The sequence below is a fragment of the Xanthobacter aminoxidans genome (genome assembly GCF_023571765.1).
GTDB lineage: Bacteria > Pseudomonadota > Alphaproteobacteria > Rhizobiales > Xanthobacteraceae > Xanthobacter > Xanthobacter aminoxidans.
Map to the genome: position 1 here is coordinate 121698 of NZ_JAMJXC010000003.1, position 24581 is coordinate 146278.

Here is a 24581-nt window from a genome sequence, read left to right on the forward strand (position 1 = left end):
CATCAGGCGCGGCGCGCTCTAGACGGGCGGGCCGCGTTTGCGCATTGTCAAGGCGCGGCCCGCCCGGCGGTCGCCAGATCAGGCCCCCGCGCCCGATCTGCGGTCGGGCTGGCCGGCGAGGGGGAGGACCCTGACTTGACACCAAGACGCACGAACATGCGGCGCCGGGAGCTGGCGGGCTGGTCCCGCATCGCCGTGGCGCTGGCCTTCGGCTGGACCACGAGCCTCTATCCGGCCTTCGCCCAGCAAAGCGCGCCCGATACCGGCGCGGCAGCAACGCAGGCGCCGGTCCCGCCACCCACGACGCCGCCCGCGGCCGCGCCGCAAGTGGCGCCCGAGGCTGCGCCGCCGGTTGCGCCTCCTGTGGCCCCGCCCGCCACCACGGTCGTCGCGCCGCCACCGGCCGCGCCCGCACCTATCGCGCCTGCTGGCGTTGCTCCTGCTGGCGTTGCTCCTGCGGGCGTCGCGCCGGCGCCGGTCGTTCCGGCCGGGGCGCCCCCCGCCGATGCGCCGCCGGCGTCCGCGCTCTACACCCTCGCCGAGCTGGAAACCCTGCTCGCGCCCTATGCGCTCTATCCCGACACGCTGCTCGCGCAGATGCTGCCGGCCACCGCCTATCCGCTGGAGCTGGTGCAGGCACAGCGCTGGCTGGACTCCCACAAGAGCGCGGTGAAGAAGGGCGATTTCTCCGGCGCCGATGCGCAGAAGTGGGACCCCTCGGTGAAGGCGCTGACGCGCTTCCCCACCGTGGTCGCCAAGCTGAATGAAAACCTCGATGCCACCCAGTCCATCGGCTACGCCTTCGTCAGCCAGCCGGAGGACGTGTCGGTCGCCATCCAGGCCCTGCGCGCCAAGGCCGAGGCGGCCGGCTCGCTGAAGAGTAACGACAAGCAGGTCGTGACCACCCGGCAGGAGGACGGCCGGAACGTGGTCTACATCACCTCGGCCGACCCGACGATGGTCTATGTGCCGACCTACGATTCCTCCACCATCTACACCGCGGCTGGCGTCGGCCTGCTGGCCTTCGGCGCCGGCGTGCTCGTGGGCAGTGCCTGGAGCAACCCGTGGAACTGGGGCCGCGGCTGGGTCTATCCGCCGCCGTGGCCGGGCTATCCCGGCTGGCGCCCGCCGCCGCCCCGCCCGCCGGGCGGCTGGCCCGGTGGTCCCGGCCATCCCGGCTGGCCGCCGCCTCCCGGCTATCCCGGAGGCCCGGGGTATCCCGGCTACCCGGGCAAGCCCGGCGGTCCCGGCTATCCCGGCAAGCCGGGTGGCCCCGGTTATCCCGGCGGCCCTGGCGGTCCCGGCGGCCCGGTCGGTCCGTGGAAGCCGAATCCCGCCAAGCCCCTTCCCGGCAAGCCCGGCTATCCAGGCGGCCCCGGCGGCGTGGGTGGCCCCGGTTATCCCGGGGGCCCTGGTGGCCCCGGCAAGCCCGGCGGACCGGGTGGTCCCGGCTATCCCGGTGGTCCTGGCGGTCCCGGTGGCCCCGCCAAGCCGGGCGGTCCTGGTTATCCGGGTGGTCCCGGTGGTCCCGGTGGTCCTGGCGGCCCGGGCAAGCCGGGTGGACCTGGCACTCCAGGAGGCCCCGGTGGTCCCGGCGCTCCCGGCAAGCCGGGCGGACCCGGTGCTCCCGGACAGCCCGGTGGGGCCGGCGGTGCCGGCAAGCCGGGCAGTGCGGGCAAGCCGGGCGGTGCGGCCACCACGGCAAAGCCGGTCAAGCCCTCCGGCGGGTCGCAGCAGCTCAAGAAGGGCGGCGGCGGCAAGTCGAGCGTGAAACCCGCCGGCCGGCCGGCCGGGCCGCCGAAGCAGTACCGCAGCGGTGGCGGCGGTGGCGCCAAGCTCCAGGGTGGCGGCGGACGCGTCGGCGGCGGCGGTGGCCGCGCGGGCGGCGCACGTCCCCATCGCTGAACCGGTGCCGGGCACGCCCCGGCACCGACCTCACGCAGAATCGCCGTGGCGGATTCGCCCCGGCACTGCGGTCGCGCCCGGTGCGACTCGCTCGCGCCGGGAGGCCGGCTGATGGATTGGCTGCGGCTGCGGCCGGGGCCTTCGCCGCTCCGCGGGGCCGGGGAAGGCTGGAAGATGCACACGGCATTGTGTCGCACGGATGCAACAGTCGCCCGCAACTGCATCTTGCACAGAATTGAGGCCCTCCCGATCTACCTCCCGTGAGAGAACCGCAAGCCGGCTCCGGCCCAGCTTTCGCGGCGCTGCGAAAGGGGCGGCGCGGCGGTCGCGGACGGGCTGCACCGGGCACACCCGCGATCCGCTACCAAAGGCATGACACCTTGGCCGATCCGCGCACTTGCCTCCCTTCTGGCGCTGCGATAAGGCTCTCGCGTCGTTTCGAACTTCTCTAGCCGGACGGCGCGGTAACGCTTCAGGCGATCAGCCGTTTCAAGCTCCTTTTGACCCTGATGGGTGAGCCAAGCGCGCTGCCCACGGCACCGACCGAGCGCTCCGAGGTGCGAGCAAGATGAACGCGTTGCTCATGGACTATCTGCCGGTGGTGATCTTCATCGGCGTTTCCGCGGTGATCGGCCTGGCCCTGCTGGTGTCGCCCTTCATCGTCGCCTACCAGAATCCCGACCCGGAGAAGCTGTCCGCGTACGAGTGCGGCTTCAACGCATTCGACGACGCGCGCATGACGTTCGACGTGCGCTTCTATCTGGTGTCCATCCTCTTCATCATCTTCGACCTCGAGGTCGCCTTCCTCTTCCCGTGGGCGATCAGCTTCGGTGGCCTCGGCGACCTCGGCTTCTGGTCGATGATGATCTTCCTCGGCGTGCTCACCGTCGGGTTCATCTACGAATGGCGCAAGGGAGCTCTGGAATGGGACTGACCCCTTCGGCCACCAAGCCCGAGATCGCACGCGCCTCCACCGGCATCGTCGATCCCTCCACCGGCCGTCCCGTCGGCGCTGATGATCCCTTCTTCAAGGAGATCAACAACGAACTGGCGGACAAGGGCTTCCTCCTCACCACCGCCGACGACCTCATCACCTGGGCGCGCACCGGCTCGCTCATGTGGATGACCTTCGGTCTCGCCTGCTGCGCGGTGGAGATGATGCAGGCCTCCATGCCGCGCTACGACGTGGAGCGCTTCGGCTTCGCGCCGCGCGCCTCGCCACGCCAGTCGGACGTGATGATCGTCGCCGGCACGCTGACCAACAAGATGGCCCCGGCCCTGCGCAAGGTCTACGACCAGATGCCGGAGCCGCGCTACGTCATCTCCATGGGCTCCTGCGCCAATGGCGGCGGCTACTACCACTTCTCCTATTCGGTGGTGCGCGGCTGCGATCGCATCGTGCCGGTGGACATCTACGTGCCGGGCTGCCCGCCCACCGCGGAGGCGCTGCTCTACGGCATCCTGCTGCTGCAGAAGAAGATCCGCCGCATCGGCACCATCGAGCGCTGATCGGGAGCCGGTGTGATGGACGAGACCCTCAACGACCTCGCCGCCCACGTATCGGGCGCCCTGCCGGGCGTGGTGACCGGCACCGAGATCGCCTATGGCGAGCTGGCGCTCTTCATCGAGCCGTCGCAGATCGTCAAGGCCGTGACTTTCCTCCGGGATGACCCGGCCTGCCAGTTCACCTGCATCGTGGACGTGTGCGGCGTGGACTATCCGGCCCGCGAGAAGCGGTTCGACGTGGTCTATCACCTGCTCTCCGTGAAGCAGAACGCGCGCATCCGCCTCAAGGTGGCCACCGACGAGGACACCCCGGTGCCCTCCATCACCGGTGTCTTCCCCGGGGCCAACTGGTTCGAGCGGGAGGCCTACGACATGTACGGCATCCTGTTCACCGGCCACCCGGAGCTGCGCCGCCTGCTGACGGACTACGGCTTCGACGGCCACCCCCTGCGCAAGGACTTCCCGACCACGGGCTTCGTGGAGGTGCGCTACGACGACGCCCAGAAGCGCGTTGTCTACGAGCCGGTCCGCCTGCCGCAGGAGTTCCGGAACTTCGACTTCCTCTCGCCGTGGGAGGGCGTCGAATACGTCCTGCCCGGTGACGAGAAGGCCTCGGGCCAGCCGCCCGCGCCGCCCAAGGCCGGGTGAGGGAGCGTCTCATGGTTGATGTCGCCGACGAGATGAAGCCCGCGGACAAGGTCCGCAACTTCCAGATCAATTTCGGCCCGCAGCATCCTGCGGCGCACGGCGTGCTGCGCCTTGTGCTGGAGCTGGACGGCGAGGTGGTGGAGCGGGTGGACCCGCACATCGGCCTGCTGCACCGCGGCACCGAGAAGCTGATCGAGGCCAAGACCTATCTTCAGGCCGTGCCCTATTTCGACCGGCTCGACTATTGCGCGCCGATGAACCAGGAGCACGCCTACTGCCTCGCGGTGGAGAAGTTGCTGGGCATCGAGGTGCCCAAGCGCGGCCAGCTCATCCGCGTGCTCTATTCCGAGATCGGGCGTCTGCTTTCCCACCTCCTCAACGTGACCACGTTCGCCATGGACGTGGGCGCGCTGACCCCGCCGCTGTGGGGCTTCGAGGAGCGCGAGAAGCTCATGATCTTCTATGAGCGCGCCTCCGGCAGCCGCATGCATGCCGCCTTCTTCCGGCCCGGCGGCGTCCATCAGGACCTGCCGCGCGCTCTGGTGGAAGACATCGGCGCCTTCTGCGACCCGTTCCTGAAGCTGGTGGCGGACCTCGACGCCCTCGTCACCAACAACCGCATCTTCAAGCAGCGCACCGTGGACATCGGTATCGTCTCGGTGGACGAGGCGCTGTCCTGGGGCTTCTCCGGCCCGGTGCTGCGCGGCTCCGGCGCGGCGTGGGACCTGCGCCGCGCGCAGCCCTACGAGTGCTACTCGGAACTCGATTTCGACATTCCGGTGGGCAAGCACGGCGACTGCTACGACCGCTATCTCGTCCGCATGGAGGAGATGCGCCAGTCCACCGCCATCATGAAGCAGTGCGTCGAGCGCCTGCTGAAGGAGAGCGGCCCGGTCCACACCCAGGACCACAAGGTCGCGCCGCCGAAGCGGGCCGAGATGAAGCGCTCCATGGAAGCGCTCATCCACCACTTCAAGCTCTATACCGAGGGCTTCCACGTGCCGGAAGGCGACGTGTATGCCGCGGTGGAAGCGCCCAAGGGCGAGTTCGGCGTCTATCTCGTCTCGGACGGCACCAACAAGCCGTACCGTTGCAAGATCCGCGCTCCGGGCTTCGCGCACCTTCAGGCGATGGACTTCCTCAATCGCGGCCACATGCTGGCCGACGTCTCCGCGGTGCTCGGCTCGCTCGACATCGTGTTCGGGGAGGTGGACCGCTGATGGCCCGCCTTCCTCTCGCCCTTTGCCCGATGCTTGCGCGCGGCCCGCGCGCGGCTTCTTCCGGGATCTGAACCATGTCCGTCCGCCGCCTCGCCGCCGAGCAGCCCGAGAGCTTCAGCTTCACGCCGGAGCTGGAGGCCATCGCGCAGAAGCTGATCGCCAAGTATCCGGAAGGCCGGCAGGCCAGCGCCGTGGTGCCCTTGCTGTGGGAAACCCAGAAGGCCGCCGGCGGCTGGCTGCCCGAGCCCGCGATCCGCGCGGTCGCCGAGCGCCTCGGCATGGCGAACATTCGCGTGCTGGAGATCGCCACCTTCTACACCATGTTCAACCTTGAGCCGGTGGGGAAGTATTTCGTTCAGCTGTGCGGCACCACGCCCTGCATGCTGCGCGGCGCGGAAGCCATCAGGCATGTCTGCGAGAAGAAGATCGGCCACGAGCGGCATGTTTCCGCCGACGGCACCTTTTCCTGGCTTGAGGTGGAATGCCTCGGTGCCTGCACCAATGCGCCTATGGTGCAGATCAACGACGATTATTACGAAGACCTGACCCCCGAGAACTTCGAGAAGCTGCTCGACGATCTCGCCGCCGGCCGTCCGGTGAAGGTGGGTCCGCAGAATTCGCGCAAGGGCTCGGAGCCCGAGGGCGGCCCGCGTGTGCTGCTCGATCCCGCGCTGTATGCGCACGACGTGAAGATCGGCCAGGAAGCGGCACCCGCGGACGAGGCCCCCACATCCGGCGCGCCCGCGCCGACTTCCGGGGAGTGACGCCCATGCTCGCCGACAAGGACCGCATCTTCACCAATCTCTACGGCTTCCACGACTTCGGTCTTGAGGGCGCCCTCAAGCGCGGCAACTGGGACGGCACCAAGGCCATCCTGGAAAAGGGCCGCGACTGGATCATCAACGAGATGAAGGCGTCCGGCCTGCGCGGTCGCGGCGGCGCCGGCTTCTCGACCGGCATGAAGTGGTCCTTCATGCCCAAGCAGTCCGATGGCCGCCCCCACTATCTGGTGGTGAACGCCGACGAATCCGAGCCCGGCACCTGCAAGGACCGGGAGATCATGCGCAACGATCCGCATACGCTGATCGAGGGCTGCCTGATCGCCTCCTTCGCCATGGGCGCCCACGCGGCCTACATCTACATCCGCGGCGAATACATCTTCGAGCGCGAGCGCCTGCAGGCGGCGGTGGACCAGGCCTATGAGGCGCGCCTCATCGGCAAAGACAACGTCCACGGCTATCCCTTCGACCTCTATGTGCACCACGGTGCCGGCGCCTATATCTGCGGCGAGGAAACCGCGCTGCTGGAGAGCCTCGAGGGCAAGAAGGGCATGCCGCGCCTGAAGCCCCCGTTCCCCGCGAACATGGGCCTCTATGGCTGCCCCACCACGGTCAACAACGTGGAGAGCATCGCGGTCGCGCCCACCATCCTGCGGCGCGGCGCGGCCTGGTTCTCCTCCATCGGCCGCCCCAACAATGTGGGCACCAAGCTGTTCTCCCTCGCCGGCCACGTGAACACGCCCTGCGTGATCGAGGAGGCCATGAGCATCCCCTTCAAGGAGCTTGTGGAGAAGCATGGCGGCGGCATCCGCGGCGGCTGGGACAACCTGCTCGGCATCATCCCCGGCGGTGCGTCCTGCCCGGTGATCCCCGGCGAGCAGTGCGAAGACCTCATCATGGACTTCGACGGCACCCGCGCAGTGAAGTCGTCCTTCGGCACGGCCGGCGTGCTGGTGATGGACAAGTCCACCGACATCATCAAGGCCATCGCCCGCATCTCGGCCTTCTTCAAGCACGAGAGCTGCGGCCAGTGCACGCCGTGCCGCGAGGGCACCGGCTGGATGTGGCGCGTGGTGAACCGCATGGCCGAGGGCCGCGCCCAGAAGCGCGAAATCGACCTGCTGCTGGAAGTCACCACCCAGATCGAGGGCCACACCATCTGCGCGCTCGGCGATGCCGCCGCGTGGCCGGTGCAGGGCCTCATCCGGCATTATCGTCATGTGATCGAGGCGCGCATCGACCAGTATGCCGCCAACCCGCATCCGGAACCGGTGGTTCCGGTGGCGGCGGAGTGAAGAGCACCCCGCCGGGCGCGCCGACGCGACGGGCGGGGAGGGGAGTTGTCCTAGGGAGCGGGCGCCGAGCGTCCGGCTCCGGCCGCGCCCGGCGCGGTTCAAGGTGAGGTGGAAGTGATGGCGAAGATCGTCGTCGACGGAACCGAGGTCGATGTACCTGCCGAATACACGCTGCTTCAGGCGTGCGAGGCGGCGGGCGTCGAGATTCCGCGCTTCTGCTTCCATGAGCGGCTGTCCATCGCCGGCAACTGCCGCATGTGCCTTGTGGAAGTGAAGGGCGGTCCGCCCAAGCCCACGGCGTCCTGCGCCATGGCGGTGAAGGACCTGCGCCCCGGCCCCAACGGCGAGCCGCCCGTGGTGCTCACCAAGAGCCCCATGGTGAAGAAGGCGCGCGAAGGGGTGATGGAGTTCCTGCTCATCAACCACCCGCTGGATTGCCCGATCTGCGATCAGGGCGGCGAGTGCGACCTGCAGGACCAGGCCATGGCCTATGGCGCGGATACCTCGCGCTTCGCCGAGAACAAGCGCGCCGTCGAAGACAAGTACATCGGCCCGCTGGTCAAGACCTCCATGAACCGGTGCATCCAGTGCACTCGCTGCGTGCGCTTCTCCACGGAAGTGGCTGGCGTGCCGGACCTCGGCGCCATCGGCCGCGGCGAGGACATGGAGATCACCACCTATCTTGAGCACGCCATGCGCTCCGAGATGCAGGGCAACGTGGCGGATCTCTGCCCGGTGGGGGCGCTGACCCACAAGCCCTACCAGTTCCACGCCCGGCCGTGGGAGCTGATCAAGACCGAGTCCATTGATGTCATGGACGCGGTGGGTTCCAACATCCGCATCGACACCCGCGGCCGCGAGGTCATGCGTTTCCTGCCGCGCAACAACGACGCGGTGAACGAGGAGTGGATCTCCGACAAGTCCCGTTATGTCTGGGACGGCCTGAAGGTCCAGCGCCTGGATCGCCCCTATGTGCGCAAGGACGGCCGGCTCGTGCCCGCCACCTGGAGCGAGGCGTTCGCCGCCATCGCCGCCAAGGTGAAGGGCACCGCCCCCACGAAGATCGGAGCGATCATCGGCGACCTCGCCAGCGTGGAAGAGGTGTTCGCCCTCAAGACGCTGATGGGTAAGCTCGGTTCCGCCAACATCGACGCGCGCCAGGATGGTGCCAAGCTCGATCCGGCGCTCGGCCGCGCAACTTATGTGTTCAACCCCACCATCGCCGGCATCGAGCAGGCCGACGCCATCCTCCTCGTGGGCACCGACCCCCGGCATGAGGCGTCCGTCATCAATGCGCGCATCCGCAAGCGCTGGCGCCAGGGCGGGCTGAAGATCGGCCTCATCGGCGCCAAGGTGGATCTCACCTACGCCTATGACTATCTCGGCGCCGGCCCCGACAGCCTCGCCGACCTCGCCGGCTCCTCCGCGTTTGGGGACATCCTGCGCAAGGCTGAGCGGCCGCTGGTCATCGTCGGCCAGGGCGCGCTGGCGCGGCCGGACGGCGCGGCGGTGCTCTCGCTGGCCGCTCGCGTGGCGGTGGCGGTGGGCGCGGTGAAGGATGGCTGGAACGGCTTCGGCGTGCTGCATACGGCGGCGGCCCGCGTCGGCGCCCTCGATGTGGGCGCGGTTCCCGGCCCCGGCGGGCTGGACGTGGCTGGAATGACCGCCCCCGGCGCGCTGGACGTGACCTTCCTGATGGGCGCGGACGAGGTTGAAGTCGCCCCTGGCGCCTTCGTCGTCTATCTCGGCACCCATGGTGATCGCGGCGCCCACCGGGCGGACGTGATCCTGCCCGGTGCCGCCTATCCCGAGAAGAGCGGCATCTATGTGAACACGGAAGGCCGGGTGCAGTTCGCCAACCGCGCCGCCTTCCCGCCCGGCGAGGCGCGCGAGGATTGGGCGATCCTGCGGGCGCTCTCCGAGGTGCTGGGCCAGACGCTGCCGTTCGACAACATGCAGGCGCTGCGCGCCCAGCTCGTCTCCGGCTATCCCCACCTCGGCCATATCGACGAGGCGGCGGCGGCGGACGCGGGCGCCGTGTCGACCCTCGCGGGGGTGGGCGGCAGCGTGGACAAGGCGGCGTTCGCGCCGGTGATCGAGGACTTCTTCCTCACCAACCCCATCGCGCGGGCTTCCGCCGTGATGGCCGAATGCTCCGCGCTGCGCCTTGCGGCGGCGGCGGAAGCGGCGGAGTAGGCGATGGGCACGGTGAACCGGACGGCTGCGAGCTTCACGGAAACGCGGACATGAACTGGCAGGACACCCTCATCCAGGTGCTCATCATCCTCGGGCAGAGCCTTGCTCTGCTCGTGGCGCTGTTGATCTTCATCGCCTTCATCCTGCTGGCGGACCGCAAGATCTGGGCGGCGGTGCAGTTGCGCCGCGGCCCCAACGTGGTGGGGCCGTTCGGCCTCTTCCAGTCCTTCGCCGACCTTCTGAAGTTCGTGCTGAAGGAGCCGACCATTCCGTCGGGCTCCAACAAGGCGATCTTCCTGCTCGCGCCGCTGGTCACCTGCGTGCTGGCGCTCGCCGCCTGGGCGGTGGTGCCTATCGCGCAGGGCTGGGTCATCGCCGATCTCAACGTCGGCGTGCTCTACATCTTCGCCATCTCGTCGCTCGGCGTGTACGGCATCATCATGGGCGGCTGGGCTTCGAACTCGAAGTATCCCTTCCTCGCCGCGCTCCGTTCGGCGGCGCAGATGGTGTCCTACGAAGTCTCCATCGGCTTCGTCATCATCACCGTGCTGATGTGCGCGGGCTCGCTGAACCTCTCCGAGATCGTCGAGGCGCAGAACGGCCGCTTCGGCTTCCTCGGCTGGTACTGGCTGCCGCTGCTGCCCATGTTCGTCATCTTCTTCGTGTCGGCGCTCGCCGAGACGAACCGCCCGCCCTTCGACCTCGTGGAAGCGGAATCGGAGCTGGTGGCGGGCTTCATGACCGAATACGGCTCGACGCCCTATCTGCTGTTCATGCTCGGCGAGTACGTGGCGATCATGACCATGTGCGCCATGGGAACCATCCTGTTCCTCGGCGGCTGGCTCTCGCCCATCCCGTTCGCGCCCTTCACCTGGGTGCCGGGGCTGGTGTGGTTCGTCATCAAGCTCTGCTTCATGTTCTTCCTGTTCGCGATGGCCAAGGCCATGGTGCCCCGCTATCGCTACGACCAGCTCATGCGGCTCGGCTGGAAGGTGTTCCTGCCGATCTCCCTCGTCGCCGTCGTGGTGGTCGCGGGCGTGCTGCACTTCACCGGGACGGCGCCGCAATGACCGTTCCTTCCGCCCTTTCGCACAGCCTTCGGGGAGAGCGCCTGTGAAGCTCGATCAGGCCGCGCGCGCCATCTTTCTCACCGAGCTCGTCTCGGGCTTCTTCCTCGCCATGCGCTACTTCTTCAAGCCCAAGGCGACGCTGAACTATCCTTTCGAGAAGGGCCCGCTCTCGCCGCGCTTCCGCGGCGAACATGCCCTGCGCCGCTATCCCAATGGGGAAGAGCGCTGCATCGCCTGCAAGCTGTGCGAGGCCATCTGCCCGGCGCAGGCCATCACCATCGAGGCCGGCCCACGCCGCAATGACGGCACGCGCCGCACGACGCGTTACGACATCGACATGGTGAAGTGCATCTATTGCGGCTTCTGCCAGGAGGCGTGCCCGGTGGATGCCATCGTCGAGGGACCGAACTTCGAGTTCGCCACCGAGACGCGCGAAGAACTCTACTACGACAAGGAAAAGCTGCTCGCGAACGGCGACCGGTGGGAGCGCGAGATCGCGCGGTCCATCGCGCTCGATGCGCCGTACCGCTGAGGGGCGTGAGACATCGGCCGGCATCCTGCCGGCCTTCTGAAACGGGACCGGCGACGCGCCATGCGCGCGGCGCCATAGATCGGACTTTCGGGATGCGTCGGGTTTTCGGGATGCGTCAGGACATCAGAGGGGCCGGCCGCCTTGCGGGGCCGGACATGACCGGCGCGGACGCGCCGCGGGCAGGGGGGCTACGCGCATGAGCGTCGCGGCAGCGTTTTTCTATCTCTTCGCCTTCGTGCTGGTGGCGTCCGCCTTCATGGTGATCTCCTCCCGCAACCCGGTGCAGTCGGTTCTGTTCCTCATCCTCGCGTTCGTGAACGCGGCGGGCCTCTTCATCCTCATCGGCGCCGAGTTCCTCGCGCTGATCCTGGTGGTGGTCTATGTGGGCGCGGTGGCGGTGCTCTTCCTCTTCGTCGTGATGATGCTCGACGTGGACTTCGTGGAGCTGCGCCAGGGCTTCCTGCAATACCTGCCGGTGGGCGTGGTGGTCGGCATGATCTTCCTCGCCGAGCTGGTGCTGGTGGTCGGCGCCTGGGCGACCGGTCCCGGGGTCGCCTCCGCGGTGCAGTCGGCGCCGGGCGGCATCGCCACCGAGAGCAACGTGCGCGCCATCGCGGCCGTGCTCTACACGGACTACATCTACTTCTTCCAGGCCGCCGGCTTCGTGCTGCTCGTCGCCATGATCGGCGCCATCGTGCTCACGCTGCGCCACAAGGTGAACGTGCGCCGGCAGAACATCACGGCTCAGGTGACGCGCTCCTCCACCATCGAGGTGGTGAAGGTGCGTCCCGGCCAGGGCCTCTGAGGGGGATGGGCATGGACATCGGTCTCTCCCACTATCTGACCGTCGCGGCGATCCTGTTCACGCTCGGGACGCTCGGCATCTTCCTCAACCGGAAGAACGTCATCGTCATCCTCATGTCGGTGGAGCTGATCCTGCTCGCCGTGAACATCAACCTCGTCTCGTTCTCCGCCTTCCTCGGGAACCTGACGGGACAGGTGTTCGCGCTGCTCGTGCTCACCGTCGCCGCAGCCGAGGCGGCCATCGGCCTCGCCATCCTCGTGGTGTTCTACCGCAACCGCGGTTCGATCGCCGTCGAGGACATCAACGCCATGAAGGGCTGAGGCCATGTATCAGGCGATTGTCTTCCTCCCCCTTCTCGGCTTCCTCATCGCCGGCCTGTTCGGCAAGAAGATCGGTGACCGCGCCAGCGAGGTGGTGACCACCTCGTTCCTGTTCGTCGCGTGCCTGCTCTCATGGATCGCGTTCTTCTCGGTCGGCTTCGGCGACCACGACACGCGCGTGCAGGTGATGAAGTGGATCTACGTGGGCGACCTCAAGGTCGACTGGGCGTTCCGCATCGACACCATGACGGTGATCATGCTGATCGTCGTCACCACCGTGTCCTCGCTGGTCCATCTCTACTCCATCGGCTACATGCACGAGGACCCGAGCCGGCCGCGCTTCTTCGCCTATCTCTCGCTGTTCACCTTCGCCATGCTCATGCTGGTGACGGCGGACAATCTGCTCCAGCTGTTCTTCGGCTGGGAGGGCGTGGGCCTCGCCTCCTACCTGCTCATCGGCTTCTGGTACGAGAAGCCTTCGGCGAACGCGGCGGCCATGAAGGCCTTCGTGGTGAACCGCGTGGGCGACTTCGGCTTCATGCTGGGCATCTTCGCCCTCTTCGTGATGACCAACTCGGTGAGCTTCGAGCAGGTGTTCGCGGCCGCACCGGGCCTTGCCGGCAAGACCATTCCCTTCCTCGGCCACCACTGGGATGCGCCGACCGTGATCGCCCTGCTGCTGTTCGTCGGCGCGTGCGGCAAGTCGGCCCAGTTCCTGCTGCACACCTGGCTGCCGGACGCGATGGAAGGCCCGACCCCGGTCTCGGCCCTCATCCACGCCGCCACCATGGTGACCGCCGGCGTGTTCATGGTGGCGCGCATGTCGCCCATCTTCGAGCTGTCGCAGACCGCGCTCAACGTGGTGATGCTGGTGGGCGCGACCACCGCCTTCTTCGCCGCCACGGTCGGTCTGGTGCAGAACGACATCAAGAAGGTGATCGCCTACTCCACCTGTTCCCAGCTCGGCTACATGTTCGTGGCGATGGGCGCGGGCGCCTATTCCATCGGCATGTTCCACCTGCTTACGCACGCCTTCTTCAAGGCGCTGCTCTTCCTCGGTGCCGGCTCGGTCATCCACGCCATGCACCACGAGCAGGACATGCGGCACATGGGCGGCCTTCGGAAGAAGATCCCCTACACCTACTGGACCATGGTGATCGGCACGCTGGCCATCACCGGCTTCCCGTTCCTCGCCGGCTATTACTCGAAGGACGCCATCATCGAGGCGGCCTATGCGAGCCACAACTACTTCCGCACCTACGGCTACTGGATGACCGTGATCGCCGCGGCGCTCACCGCCTTCTATTCCTGGCGCCTCATCTTCCTCACCTTCTGGGGTCACCCGCACGACCATCACCACTATGAGGCCGCGCACGAAAGCCCGCTGGTGATGACCATCCCCCTCGGCGTGCTGTCCCTCGGCGCGATCTTTGCCGGCTGGGCCTTCCACGGCATCTTCGTGGGCGAGGGCGTGCACGACTTCTTCCGCCATTCCATCTTCATGGGCGCGGAGAACCACATTCTCCACGCCATGCATGACATCCCCGGCTGGGCGGCCTTCGCCCCCACGGTGATGATGGTGGTGGGATCGCTGATCGCCATCTGGTTCTATCTCGTGAACCCGAAGATCCCGCCGGCCCTCGCGAAGTCGCAGGACGCGCTGTATCAGTTCCTCCTGAACAAGTGGTACTTCGACGAGATCTACAACTTCCTCTTTGTGCGCCCGGCCCTCTGGCTCGGCCGCACTCTGTGGAAGCGCGGTGACGGCACCATCATCGATGGGCTGGGACCGGATGGTGTCTCCGCCCGCGTGCTTGACATCACCCGCGGGGTGGTGCGGCTGCAGACCGGCTACCTCTACCACTACGCCTTCGTGATGCTGATCGGCGTCGCGGCCCTCATCACTTGGTTCATGTTCGCCGGAGTGTGACGATGACCGACTGGCCCATCCTCTCCGTCGTCACCTTCCTGCCGCTGGTCGGGGCGCTCTTCATCCTCGTGGTGCGGGGCGACGACGACGTCTCCGCGCGCAACGCCCGCTGGGTGGCGCTGTGGACCACGCTCGTCACCTTCCTGGTGTCGCTGCTGCTGCTGCCGGGCTTCGACGCCTCGGCTCCCGGCTTCCAGTTCGTAGAAAAGAAGGCGTGGCTCGGCGATCTCGCCTCCTACCACATGGGCGTGGACGGCATCTCGCTGCCCTTCGTCATCCTCACCACCTTCCTCATGCCCTTCTGCATCCTCGCCTCCTGGGAGAGCGTGCATAAGCGGGTGAAGGAATACATGATCGCCTTCCTGGTGCTCGAGACCATGATGCTCGGCACCTTCACGGCCCTCGACCTCGTCCTCTTCTACTTCTTCTTCGAGGGCGGCCTCATCCCGATGTTCCTCATCATCGGCGTGTGGGGCGGGCCGCGCCGCATCTACGCGGCCTTCAAGTTCTTCCTCTACACGCTGGCCGGCTCCGTGCTGATGATGCTCGCCATCATGGCCATGTACTGGAAGGCCGGCACCACCGACGTGCCCACCCTGATGCAGTTCGGCTTCCCGTCGGGCATGCAGTACTGGCTCTGGTTGGCCTTCTTCGCCTCCTTCGCGGTGAAGATGCCCATGTGGCCGGTGCACACCTGGCTGCCCGACGCGCACGTGGAGGCACCCACCGCCGGCTCCGTCATCCTGGCCGGCGTGCTCCTGAAGATGGGCGGCTACGGCTTCCTGCGCTTCTCGCTGCCCATGTTCCCGGAGGCGAGCCACTATTTCGCGCCTCTGGTGTTCACCCTTTCCGTGGTGGCCATCATCTACACCTCGCTCGTCGCGCTGGTGCAGGAGGACATCAAGAAGCTGATCGCCTACTCGTCCATCGCCCACATGGGCTTTGTGACCATGGGCATCTTCGCGATGAACGAGGCGGGCCTGCAGGGCGCCATGTTCCTCATGATCTCCCACGGCTTCGTCTCGGCCGCGCTGTTCCTGTGTGTCGGCGTGATCTACGACCGGCTGCACACCCGCGAGATCGCCGCCTATGGCGGCCTCGTGAAGCGCATGCCGCTCTACGCGACGGTGCTGATGGTGTTCACCATGGCGAATGTGGGCCTGCCGGGCACGTCGGGCTTCATCGGCGAGTTCCTCACCATGCTCGCCGCCTTCGAGCGCAACACCTGGGTCGCCTTCTTCGCGGCCACCGGTGTCATCCTCTCCGCGGCCTACGCCCTGTGGCTCTACTGGCGCGTGGTGTTCGGCCCGCTGGAGAAGGAGAAGCTGAAGTCCATGATGGATCTCTCGCCCCGCGAGATCGCCATCATGGTCCCGCTGGTGATCCTCACCATCCTGTTCGGCGTGTGGCCCGCGCCCATCCTCAACATGACATCCCATGCGGTGAACGCGGTCGTCGCGCGCACCGATTCCGTGGCCGGCGCGGTGAAGACCGCCCTGCTGCTGAGCTTCTGATTTTCGAGGACGCCTCATGTCGCAGCTCCTGCCTCCCCTCGGCGCGGTCCTGCCGGAACTGGTGCTCGCCGTCTCGGCCATCGCGCTGATCCTCATCGGCGCGTTCCGCGGGGAGGGCTCGGCCAATCTGGTCACGGGCCTTGCCATCGCGGTGCTCGCCGCGGCGGGCGTGCTGGTGCTGCTTCAGCCGGGCGCCGAAATCTCGGCCTTCAACGGCTCCCTGGTGATCGATCCCTTCGGCCGCTTCATGAAGGTGCTGGTCTCCATCGGCGCGCTGGTCTCCCTCATCATGTCGGTGGACTGGCAGGCACGGGAGAAGCAGGCGAAGTTCGAATATGCGGTGCTGGTGGTGATCGCCACGCTCGGCATGTTCATGCTGGTGTCGGCCGGCGACCTCATCGCCCTCTATCTCGGCCTCGAGCTGATGAGCCTCTCGCTCTATGTGGTGGCCGCCATCAACCGCGACTCGGTGCGCTCCACCGAGGCGGGCCTGAAGTATTTCGTCCTCGGCGCGCTCTCCTCGGGCATGCTGCTCTACGGCGCCTCGCTGATCTACGGCTTCACCGGCTCGGTGAATTTCCTGCAGATCGCGTCGATCGCGAAGGAGCCGAGCATCGGCCTCATCTTCGGCCTCGTCTTCCTGGTGGCGGGCCTGTGCTTCAAGGTGTCGGCGGTGCCCTTCCACATGTGGACGCCGGACGTCTATGAAGGCGCGCCCACGCCTGTCACCGCCTTCTTCGCCTCCGCCCCGAAGGTCGCCGGCATGGCCATCTTCGTGCGCGTGCTGATCGAGGCGTTCCCGCACGTCTCGCATCAGTGGCAGCAGATCGTCGCCTTCGTCTCGCTCGCCTCCATGGTGCTCGGCGCCTTCGCCGCCATCGGCCAGCGCAACATCAAGCGACTGCTCGCCTACTCCTCCATCGGCCACATGGGCTTCGCCCTCGTAGGCCTCGCCGCCGGCACCGCCGAGGGTGTGCGCGGCGTGCTGTTGTACATGGCCATCTACCTGATGATGACGCTCGGCACCTTCGCCTGCGTGCTCACCATGCGCCGCAAGGGTCAGGCGGTGGAGACGGTGGATGATCTCGCCGGCCTTGCCCGCCGCAATCCGCTGATGGCGCTGATGCTGGGCGCGCTCATGTTCTCGCTGGCCGGCATCCCGCCGCTCGCGGGCTTCCTCGCCAAGTACTACGTCTTCGTCGCCGCCATCCAGGCGGGCCTCTATGGCCTCTCCGTGGTGGGCGTGCTCGCCTCCGTCGTGGGCGCCTTCTACTACCTGCGCGTCGTCAAGATCATGTATTTCGACGAGCCGGTGGACGCCTTCGACCCCATGCCGACCGAGCTGAAGGCGGTGCTGGCGGTGAGCGGGCTTTTCACCATCTTCTATTTCGTCTATCCCGCTCCTCTCATTGAGGCAGCGAGTGTCGCCGCCCGTTCGCTTTTCTGAACGATGGCTCATTACGAATTCCAGGGTTCCACGGTTCCCATCGTCCGCTTCACCCAGATCGGCTCCACCAACGCCGAGGGGATGGCGCGCCTGCAGCGGGGCGAGACCTTCCCGGTGTGGCTGGTCGCCGACATCCAGACGGCCGGGCGAGGACGCCGTGGCCGTCCGTGGACGTCTGAGCTCGGCAATCTCTTTGCCACCCTCGTGCTGCCCAATCCGGCGCCTGTGGCGAACCTTGCACAGCTCTGCTTCGTCGCCGGCCTTGCGCTGCGGGACGCGGTGATCTCCGCCGCGCCGCAGATCGCGACGGACAACATGAAGCTCAAGTGGCCGAACGACCTCCTGATCGACGGCGGCAAGGTGGCCGGCATCCTGGTGGAGGGTGGCACCGATCCGCACGGCCGCCCCGCCGCGGTCATCGGCTTCGGCGTCAACTGCCTGCACCATCCCGAGGACCTGCCCTACAAGGCGACCAGCCTTGAGGCGCTGGGCGCGCCCACCGCGCCCGACCGGATGCTGGAAGCGCTGGACCTCGCCATGGCGGTTCGCCTCAACCAGTGGAACGCCGGCGCCGGCTTTCCCGCCATCCGCTCCGACTGGATGCGCCATGCCCTGGGCATGGGCGATCAGGTGAGCGTCAAGATCGGCGAGCGCGAGGTGGTGGGCCGCTTCGAGAATATCGACACCCGCGGCGCCATGATGCTGCGGCGTCGCGACGGCGTGGCCGAGATCATCACCGCGGGCGATGTCTCCCTCGGCAAGCCGGACTGACTTGCCCGCACACGTGCGTATCGTCGCGCGCGCGTGCTGAAGGCTTGCATTGCGGCGGCGCGCCTCCATCATGCGGCCGCCCGCCTTTTCATGAGCCCCGCGCCGTGGGGCTGTTTGTGTTTGGCGCGCCACGCGCTGTCGGTGCGTCCCGGGGCAGACGCGCTCCGGGGCAGCCGGCATTGCGGGCGCCGCGTTTGGAAGTGACCCTTTGATGGCACCCTCGGAAGAACTGGTCTTCGCGCCTCTCGGCGGCGTGGGCGAGATCGGAATGAACCTCGGCCTCTACGGCTTCGGCCCGAAGAAGGCGCGGGAATGGCTTATTGTCGACCTCGGCATGAGCTTCGCCGGGGATGAGGCGCCCGGCGTCGACCTTGTGCTGCCCGACATCCGCTTCCTGGAATCCGAGCGCAAGAAGATCGCCGGCCTCGTGCTGACCCATGGTCACGAGGACCATATCGGCGCGGTGCTGGACCTCTGGCCGCGCCTCAAGTGCCCCATCTACACCACCCGCTTCACCGCCGGCCTCCTGGAAGCGAAGCGGGCAGGGGAGCCGGGCGCCCCCTCCGAACTGCCCATCGAGGTGGTGCGCGCGCGCCAGCCGGTGCAGATCGGCCCGTTCAGCGTCGAATTCGTGCCGGTGTCGCACTCCATCCCCGACAGCCATGCACTCGCCATCCGCACCAGGGCCGGGCTGGTGGTTCATACCGGCGACTGGAAGCTCGACCCGACGCCCCTCGTGGGCGAGGCCACCGACATCGCGCGGCTGAAGGCGCTGGGCGATGAGGGCGTGCGCGCCATCATCTGCGATTCCACCAATGCCATCCGCGACGGCATCTCTCCGTCCGAGGCGGACGTGGCGGCCTCGCTGAAGGCCATCGTCGCCAAGGCGAAGCACCGCATCGCCTTCACCACCTTTTCCTCCAACGTGGCCCGCATCCGCGGCATCGCCGAGGCGGCCTATGCCAATGGCCGCGAGGTGGTGCTGGTGGGCCGGGCGCTGGAGCGCGTCATCGGCGTCGCCCGCGAGCAGGGGCTCTTGGACGGCATTCCCGCCTTTCGCGGCGCGGACGCCTACGGATATCTGCCGCGCGAGCGGGTGGTGGCCATCCTCACCGGCAGCCAGGGCGAGCCGCGCGCCGCGCTGCGCCGCATCGCCGATGACGACCATCCCGAGATCGCCCTGTCGCCCGGCGATCAGGTGGTGTTCTCCTCGCGCACCATTCCAGGCAACGAGAAGGTGGTGAACCACATCGTCAACGCGCTCATCAAGCGCGGGGTGGAGGTCATCACCGATCGCACCGCCCTCGTCCACGTCTCCGGCCATCCCCGGCGCGGCGAGCTGGAGGAGATGTACCGCATGATCCGCCCGCAGGTGGCGATCCCGGTGCATGGCGAGGCGCTGCACCTGCACGAGCACGCTCTGCTCGCCCGCCGTCTCGGCGTGCCGGAGGTGCTGAACTGCTACGACGGCAACGTCATCCGCCTCGCGCCCGGCCCGGCCGAGCGGGTGGACGACGTGCCCTTCGGCCGCCTCTACAAGGACGGCCGCCTGCTGCTGGCCGAAGGCGCGCGTGCCATTCCCGAGCGGCGCAAGCTGAGCTTCGTGGGCGCCATCTCCATCGCCGTCGCGGTGAACAAGCAGGGCGGCCTTGCCGGCGACCCCTCCGTCGAGATCACCGGCGTGCCGGAGCGCGGGGAGGGGGGCGTGGACATGCTCGACCACGTGCTCGACACGGTGGTCGCCACCCTCGACAATCTGCCCAAGGCCCGCCGCCGCGATCCCGAGGCGCTGGCGGAGAGCCTGGAGCGGGCCGTGCGCTCGGCGGTCAATGCGGTGTGGGGCAAGAAGCCGGTCTGCCACGTCCACGTGCTGGAGGTGTGAGTTCTCTCCACCTTCTCTCCTGCGGAGGTCGTGTTTCTCGGCCCGCCCCGTTGCGCTATGGATCGGTGACGAACCGGAGGGAAACATGATCGGACGGCTCAACCACGTGGCCATCGCGGTGCGCGACATCGCGGCCGCCTCGGCGCTCTATCGCGACACGCTCGGCGCGGAGGTCTCCGCCGCCGTGCCCCAGGTGGAGCACGGCGTGACCACGGTGTTCGTGACCCTGCCCAACACCAAGATCGAGTTCCTGGAGCCGCTCGGCGCGGATTCGCCCATCGCCAAATTCCTGGAGCGCAATCCGGACGGCGGCATCCACCATCTGTGCTACGAGGTGGACGACATCATCGTCGCCCGCGACCAGCTCAAGGCCAGGGGCGCGCGCGTGCTCGGCTCCGGCGAGCCGAAGATCGGCGCCCACGGCAAGCCGGTGCTGTTCCTTCATCCGAAGGACTTCAACGGCACGCTTGTCGAGCTGGAGCAGGCCTGATCCCCCCTCGCGGCGCCGGGACCCCGGCGCCGCCAGTCAAGGAAGACGCCGTGTCGATCGGTGCCGTCGTCGCCATCTATTTCATCGTGTGGTGGACCAGCCTCTTCGCCGTGCTGCCGTGGGGCGTGCGCTCCCAGGCCGAGAGCGCGGACGTCACGCCGGGCACCGATCCCGGCGCGCCGGTGCGGCCGCTCATGCTCTACAAGGTGATCGCCACCAGCCTCATCGCGCTCGTGGTCACCGCCGGCATCGTCTACATCATGACCAGCGGCATCATCGCGCTGGAAGACATTCCGCTGCCCTTCAAGACCGCGGAATAAGCCCACCTACCGGCATCAGTGCAGGGAGGTGCTGCTGATCGGGCCCGCGCCGCGCGGTGCGCCCGGGGCAGGCCCCGGCGCCAGAGGGCCGCTCAGCGCAAGGCGCAGCAGGCGGTCGCCCGTGACCGCGCGGCTGAACAGGTGGCCCTGGCCGAAGTCGCAGCCCCGCGCCTTCAGGAAGTCGTGCTGCCGCGGGTCCTCGATCCCCTCCGCCACCACCGAGAAGCCCAGCGCGCGGGCGATGGAGATGATCGCCGTGGCGATCTCCGCGTCGGCGGCGCGCGGCAGGTCGCGTACGAAGCTGCGGTCGATCTTCAGCTTGGAGATGGGGAAGCGCTTGAGATAGGCGAGCGAGGAATAGCCGGTGCCGAAATCGTCCAGGGCGATGCGCACGCCGGTGTCCTTCAGCTGGCGCAGCTTGCGCTCGGCTGCCGCGCGGGCGTCGAACAGCAGGCTCTCGGTGATCTCCACCTCCAGCTTGTGCGCCGGCAGGCCGGTGCGGCGCAGAACGTCGTCCACGAACTCGCACAGGGCGCCGCGCTGGAACTGGCGCGGGGACAGGTTCACCGCGATGAAGTCGAGGTCGGCGCCCTTGTCGAGCCATTCGGCCATCTGCCGGCAGGCGGCCTCCATCACCCAATTGCCGAGCGGCTCGATGAGGCCGGTTTCCTCGGCGAGCGGGATGAAGCGGTTGGGGGTCACGAGGCCGTGGGTCGGGCTCTGCCAGCGCACCAGCGCCTCGGTGCCGGTGATGCGGCCGGTGGCGAGGTTCACCACCGGCTGGAAGTTCAGGATGAACTCGTCGCGGGCGAGGGCGCGCCGCAGGTCCGCTTCCATCTCCATCCGCACGCGGGCGCCGCGGGTGAGCGCCTGGGTATAGAAGGCGTAGCCGCCACGGCCGTGGGACTTCGCCTCCGCCAGCGCTGAATCCGCGTGCTGGAGCAGGCTCGCCGGCGTCTCGGCATCCTCCGGGAACAGGCTGATGCCGACGCTGGCGCCAAGATAGATTTCCCCGCCTTCGGGCATGGAGAAGGGGCGCCCCATCTCCTGGATGACGTGGTTGGCGAGGGTGGCGGCATCCTCCGGCCCGGAGATGCCTTCGAGGATGATGACGAACTCGTCGCCGCCATGGCGCCCGAGCGTGGCGCCGGCCTCCAGCTCATCCTGAATGCGCCGGGCGGCCATCTGCAGCACGGCGTCGCCGGCCATGTGGCCGAGGCTGTCATTGACGGTCTTGAAGCGGTCGAGGTCCACGAACAGCACCGCGCAGCGCGATCCGGGCCGGCTCAGCGCGAGGTCGAGCAGCGAGGCGAGGAGGGTGCGGTTCGGCAGATCGGTGAGCGGGTCGTAGTGGGCGATACGGTCCAGCTCGAACTCGGAATGCTTGGCCTGGGTGATGTCCTGGAAGGCGCCGACGAAATTCTGGGCCGCGCCGCTGTCGTCATACACCGTGGTGATGTTGAGCTGCTGGAGGAAGATCTCGCCGTTCTTGCGGCGGTTCCAGATCTCGCCCTGCCAGGAGCCGGCGGTGGTCAGCTCGCTCCACAGGCTGCGGTAGAAGTCGCGGTCGTGCCGGCCGGAATGAAGGAGGCGCATGTTCTGGCCGAGGATTTCCTCCTCGCTGTAGCCGGTGATGCGCGAGAAGGCCGGATTGACGGCGGACACCTCGGACTTGAGATTCGTCACCACCAGCCCGTCATAGGAATTGGCGAACACGGCCGCGGCGAGCCGCAGGTGGCGCTCGGTGTGCTTCGATCTGGTGATGTCGGCGAGGAGGCCGACGGCGCGGCTGAGGGCGCCGGCGGCGTCGCGGGCGGCGAGGCCGTGCCAGCGGAAGTCGTGATAGCTGCCGTCCGGCCGGCGCAGGCGGATGTCCAGCTCCAGCGTGGGCGCCCCGCCGCGCAGGAAGGCCTTCCACGCAGCCGCGACCTTGCGGCGGTCGTCCGGGTGGAGCAATTCGTGCCACGGCCGCCTGATGTCCACGGCCTCGTCGGCGCCCACGCCGAGCATCTCCCGCGCCCGCTGCGAGAGATAGAGGCTGCCGGTGCGGATGTTGAGATCCCACACGCCCTGGTCCGAGCCCTTCACCGCGAGGCCGAAGCGCTCCTCGCTCTCGCGCAGGGCGGCCTCGGCGGCGCGACGGGCGGAGATGTCCTGCGCCACCAGCAGGAGGTGGTCTGCCGCGCCATCCGCGTTGCGCACCAGAGAGAAGGTGAAGGCCAGCCAGACGGCCGAGCCGTCCGGGCGCACGAGGCTTTCCTCCGTCTCGATCTCGGCCGACCGGCCGTCGAGGAGCGGGCCGATCACATCGGCGCCGCCGGAGGCGGGGTCCGGCTCCCGCAAGTGCCACATGCGTTCGCCGATCAGCGCGCTCGCCGGCCGGCCGAGCATGCGGCAGGCCTTGCCGTTGGCCCGCAGGATGGTGCCGTCGAGGTCGAGGTGGAGGATGCCGGTCGCGGCCTGGTCGAAGGCGGCGCGGAAGCGCGCTTCGGCCTCGCCCACCGCGCGGGCGGCCGAAAGCTCGCGCGCCGCCTCGCGCATCCGCGATTTCTGCAGCAGGCCACGCCCCACCGCCACCGCGAGCAGCAGCAGCACGCAGGCGAGCGCCGCCGAGAAGAAGGCGGAGGTGCGGGCGCCGCCCAGAACCTCGTCGCGGTCCACCTTCAGCACGAGGGAGGATTGGTCGCCGGGGATGGGCGCGCGCACCGCCAGAACGGCGCGGCCGGAGGGATCGGCGCCGGCGCCGGTCGCGCCGGGGCTGTCGGTGCCGGCGGCGAAGGGATAGGGGTCGGCCACGAAGGTCCGTGGCAGCGGGGCGGCCTGATCGCGCGAGACCGCCGAGGCGACGCGCACGCCGCCGCGCGGGTCCGGCGCCACCAGCAGCGCCTCGGCGCTGCGGGCGGTGCGGAACACGGCCGAGAGCATGGGATGGGCTTCCGGCCGCACCGCCGACTGCAGGAACAGGACGCAGCAGGGATCATGCTCGGCCCCGCGTACCGGCACGTTGACGAGGAAGGCGAAGCCCCCTGTGCGCGTGGTGTCGCGCGGCGGCGGGGCTTCCGCCATCTGGCCAGTGGCCGCGACCTCCCGCACCATCTCCGCCATGTCGGGCCGGCCCGGCTCCGGTCCGGAGGACAAGATGAAAGCGCCGTTGTTGGCCCACAGCTCGGCGCCGGTGAAGCCGAAGGCGCGCGCGCTCTCGCCCAGCAAAAGGCGCAGGCGCTCGCGGCGCTCGGAGGAAGGCTCGGCGTGCCAGCCGGCCACGTCGTCGGCCAGGAAGCGGCTCGATCCCAGCGCCAGCGCGCCCGTCTCCAGCCGCTGGCGCTCCTGGGCGAGGTTGCGCACCTGCACTTCCGCAAGGGTGCCGAGGAGCCTTCGCGTGTCGGAGATCGCCGACTGCACGCTCGCCTGATAGACGAGCACCGTCACCACGAGAAGGATGGCGCCGAGGCCCAGCAGCAGGAGCACGGCGCGCATGGCGCCGATGGAGTTCGGCACAGTGGAGGCCACACCGACCGTGCCGGTCCTGCGCGGGGCGGGAGCCACGTCGGTGGTGGTCCGAGCCATCGTTGCGGCCGCCGCACGGCGCCGGGCGACGAAGAGCGTCGCCATGAACGCAGCGGTGCCGATCACGGCTGCGGCGACGAGGGCGATGAGGGTGGTCTTGAGCGTCGGCGCACCACCGAAGCCGCCGGTAGCGAGGGAGGGCTGCGCTTCGGCCGCACGGCTCCACAGCGCCGCCACCGCCGTGAACACGGTCGCCGCGCGGAACCGCCCTTTGGCCGGTTGCGCCCTCATGATGCCTCGTCCTGCTGCCCTCGATCCGGCAGTCAAGCCGCCGCCGCTTCGAGACCTATATCTTCGCCGTTGGTGGGAAAAAGCGAAATCGCGGAATTTCCCTTCGATAAGGTTTTAAAATACCTGCCAAATGCCTGCAAAGCCACTGCCCGG

20 protein-coding genes are annotated in these 24581 nt (G+C 68.2%); 19 read left to right on the forward strand and 1 reads right to left on the reverse strand.

All coding sequences use genetic code 11. The features are described 5' to 3' along the window. Positions 1-156 precede the first annotated feature (156 nt). From EJ105_RS06020 to EJ105_RS06110, 19 genes are all read left to right on the forward strand, one after another. Entirely contained in the window at positions 157-1905 is a 1749-nt protein-coding gene (locus EJ105_RS06020) for a DUF3300 domain-containing protein (protein WP_250165629.1), read from the forward strand. A 568-nt stretch (positions 1906-2473) separates the two neighbouring features. After that, a complete protein-coding gene (locus tag EJ105_RS06025; protein ID WP_024278565.1) occupies positions 2474-2839 on the forward strand; it encodes an NADH-quinone oxidoreductase subunit A in 366 nt (121 codons plus the stop codon). Then, positions 2830-3414 carry a NuoB/complex I 20 kDa subunit family protein gene (locus EJ105_RS06030; RefSeq protein ID WP_024278566.1) on the forward strand — a complete coding sequence of 195 codons (585 nt, stop codon included), beginning with the start codon at positions 2830-2832 and terminating at the stop codon, positions 3412-3414. Before EJ105_RS06025 ends, EJ105_RS06030 begins: the two co-directional genes overlap by 10 nt. Before the next feature lie 15 nt (positions 3415-3429). Then, positions 3430-4059 (forward strand): NADH-quinone oxidoreductase subunit C, encoded by a 630-nt coding sequence (locus EJ105_RS06035; RefSeq protein WP_024278567.1) that lies wholly within the window; start codon positions 3430-3432, stop codon positions 4057-4059. Between the two features lie 32 nt (positions 4060-4091). After that, positions 4092-5279, forward strand: coding sequence for an NADH-quinone oxidoreductase subunit D (locus EJ105_RS06040; RefSeq protein WP_029558862.1), 1188 nt, complete (start codon positions 4092-4094; stop codon positions 5277-5279). A gap of 74 nt (positions 5280-5353) precedes the next feature. After that, positions 5354-6043 carry an NADH-quinone oxidoreductase subunit NuoE gene (nuoE, locus tag EJ105_RS06045; RefSeq protein ID WP_024278569.1) on the forward strand — a complete coding sequence of 230 codons (690 nt, stop codon included), beginning with the start codon at positions 5354-5356 and terminating at the stop codon, positions 6041-6043. 5 nt (positions 6044-6048) lie between these two features. Then, the gene (gene nuoF / locus EJ105_RS06050) at positions 6049-7353 is read left to right on the forward strand and encodes an NADH-quinone oxidoreductase subunit NuoF (RefSeq protein ID WP_250165630.1); all 1305 of its coding nucleotides are present in this window, start codon (positions 6049-6051) and stop codon (positions 7351-7353) included. 117 nt (positions 7354-7470) lie between these two features. Next, on the forward strand, positions 7471-9549 hold the full coding sequence (gene nuoG / locus EJ105_RS06055; protein WP_250165631.1) for an NADH-quinone oxidoreductase subunit NuoG: 2079 nt from the start codon (positions 7471-7473) through the stop codon (positions 9547-9549). Between the two features lie 50 nt (positions 9550-9599). Then, positions 9600-10619 (forward strand): NADH-quinone oxidoreductase subunit NuoH, encoded by a 1020-nt coding sequence (gene nuoH, locus EJ105_RS06060; protein WP_024278572.1) that lies wholly within the window; start codon positions 9600-9602, stop codon positions 10617-10619. 43 nt (positions 10620-10662) lie between these two features. Beyond that, entirely contained in the window at positions 10663-11151 is a 489-nt protein-coding gene (gene nuoI / locus EJ105_RS06065; RefSeq protein ID WP_024278573.1) for an NADH-quinone oxidoreductase subunit NuoI, read from the forward strand. 196 nt (positions 11152-11347) lie between these two features. After that, entirely contained in the window at positions 11348-11956 is a 609-nt protein-coding gene (locus EJ105_RS06070) for an NADH-quinone oxidoreductase subunit J (RefSeq protein ID WP_029558857.1), read from the forward strand. Between the two features lie 11 nt (positions 11957-11967). Beyond that, positions 11968-12276 (forward strand): NADH-quinone oxidoreductase subunit NuoK, encoded by a 309-nt coding sequence (nuoK, locus tag EJ105_RS06075; RefSeq protein WP_024278575.1) that lies wholly within the window; start codon positions 11968-11970, stop codon positions 12274-12276. 4 nt (positions 12277-12280) lie between these two features. Then, positions 12281-14206 carry an NADH-quinone oxidoreductase subunit L gene (gene nuoL, locus EJ105_RS06080; RefSeq protein ID WP_250165632.1) on the forward strand — a complete coding sequence of 642 codons (1926 nt, stop codon included), beginning with the start codon at positions 12281-12283 and terminating at the stop codon, positions 14204-14206. Positions 14207-14208: 2 nt separating this feature from the next. Next, a complete protein-coding gene (locus EJ105_RS06085) occupies positions 14209-15720 on the forward strand; it encodes an NADH-quinone oxidoreductase subunit M (RefSeq protein WP_029558855.1) in 1512 nt (503 codons plus the stop codon). Between the two features lie 16 nt (positions 15721-15736). Further along, complete coding sequence (nuoN, locus tag EJ105_RS06090) at positions 15737-17167, forward strand: NADH-quinone oxidoreductase subunit NuoN (RefSeq protein WP_250165633.1); 1431 nt, start codon at positions 15737-15739, stop codon at positions 17165-17167. A gap of 3 nt (positions 17168-17170) precedes the next feature. Beyond that, entirely contained in the window at positions 17171-17938 is a 768-nt protein-coding gene (locus EJ105_RS06095; protein WP_168458145.1) for a biotin--[acetyl-CoA-carboxylase] ligase, read from the forward strand. Positions 17939-18149: 211 nt separating this feature from the next. Beyond that, the gene (locus EJ105_RS06100; protein WP_250165634.1) at positions 18150-19820 is read left to right on the forward strand and encodes a ribonuclease J; all 1671 of its coding nucleotides are present in this window, start codon (positions 18150-18152) and stop codon (positions 19818-19820) included. Between the two features lie 85 nt (positions 19821-19905). After that, positions 19906-20310, forward strand: a complete 405-nt coding sequence (gene mce, locus EJ105_RS06105; protein WP_250165635.1) for a methylmalonyl-CoA epimerase — start codon at positions 19906-19908, stop codon at positions 20308-20310. A 50-nt stretch (positions 20311-20360) separates the two neighbouring features. Next, on the forward strand, positions 20361-20630 hold the full coding sequence (locus EJ105_RS06110) for a DUF1467 family protein (RefSeq protein WP_250165636.1): 270 nt from the start codon (positions 20361-20363) through the stop codon (positions 20628-20630). 15 nt (positions 20631-20645) lie between these two features. Here the strand turns inward: EJ105_RS06110 and EJ105_RS06115 are convergent, their stop codons facing one another. After that, complete coding sequence (locus EJ105_RS06115) at positions 20646-24428, reverse strand: bifunctional diguanylate cyclase/phosphodiesterase (protein WP_250165637.1); 3783 nt, start codon at positions 24426-24428, stop codon at positions 20646-20648. Positions 24429-24581 lie beyond the last annotated feature (153 nt).

What these genes read in the sequence shown, in the direction of transcription:
- EJ105_RS06020 (WP_250165629.1), top strand. Translation starts at nt 157, where the DNA reads ATGCGGCGCCGGGAGCTGGCGGGCTGGTCCCGCATCGCCGTGGCGCTG.
- EJ105_RS06025 (WP_024278565.1), top strand. Translation starts at nt 2,474, where the DNA reads ATGAACGCGTTGCTCATGGACTATCTGCCGGTGGTGATCTTCATCGGC.
- EJ105_RS06030 (WP_024278566.1), top strand. Translation starts at nt 2,830, where the DNA reads ATGGGACTGACCCCTTCGGCCACCAAGCCCGAGATCGCACGCGCCTCC.
- EJ105_RS06035 (WP_024278567.1), top strand. Translation starts at nt 3,430, where the DNA reads ATGGACGAGACCCTCAACGACCTCGCCGCCCACGTATCGGGCGCCCTG.
- EJ105_RS06040 (WP_029558862.1), top strand. Translation starts at nt 4,092, where the DNA reads ATGAAGCCCGCGGACAAGGTCCGCAACTTCCAGATCAATTTCGGCCCG.
- nuoE (WP_024278569.1), top strand. Translation starts at nt 5,354, where the DNA reads ATGTCCGTCCGCCGCCTCGCCGCCGAGCAGCCCGAGAGCTTCAGCTTC.
- nuoF (WP_250165630.1), top strand. Translation starts at nt 6,049, where the DNA reads ATGCTCGCCGACAAGGACCGCATCTTCACCAATCTCTACGGCTTCCAC.
- nuoG (WP_250165631.1), top strand. Translation starts at nt 7,471, where the DNA reads ATGGCGAAGATCGTCGTCGACGGAACCGAGGTCGATGTACCTGCCGAA.
- nuoH (WP_024278572.1), top strand. Translation starts at nt 9,600, where the DNA reads ATGAACTGGCAGGACACCCTCATCCAGGTGCTCATCATCCTCGGGCAG.
- EJ105_RS06070 (WP_029558857.1), top strand. Translation starts at nt 11,348, where the DNA reads ATGAGCGTCGCGGCAGCGTTTTTCTATCTCTTCGCCTTCGTGCTGGTG.
- nuoK (WP_024278575.1), top strand. Translation starts at nt 11,968, where the DNA reads ATGGACATCGGTCTCTCCCACTATCTGACCGTCGCGGCGATCCTGTTC.
- nuoL (WP_250165632.1), top strand. Translation starts at nt 12,281, where the DNA reads ATGTATCAGGCGATTGTCTTCCTCCCCCTTCTCGGCTTCCTCATCGCC.
- EJ105_RS06085 (WP_029558855.1), top strand. Translation starts at nt 14,209, where the DNA reads ATGACCGACTGGCCCATCCTCTCCGTCGTCACCTTCCTGCCGCTGGTC.
- nuoN (WP_250165633.1), top strand. Translation starts at nt 15,737, where the DNA reads ATGTCGCAGCTCCTGCCTCCCCTCGGCGCGGTCCTGCCGGAACTGGTG.
- EJ105_RS06095 (WP_168458145.1), top strand. Translation starts at nt 17,171, where the DNA reads ATGGCTCATTACGAATTCCAGGGTTCCACGGTTCCCATCGTCCGCTTC.
- EJ105_RS06100 (WP_250165634.1), top strand. Translation starts at nt 18,150, where the DNA reads ATGGCACCCTCGGAAGAACTGGTCTTCGCGCCTCTCGGCGGCGTGGGC.
- mce (WP_250165635.1), top strand. Translation starts at nt 19,906, where the DNA reads ATGATCGGACGGCTCAACCACGTGGCCATCGCGGTGCGCGACATCGCG.
- EJ105_RS06115 (WP_250165637.1), bottom strand. Translation starts at nt 24,428, where the DNA reads ATGAGGGCGCAACCGGCCAAAGGGCGGTTCCGCGCGGCGACCGTGTTC.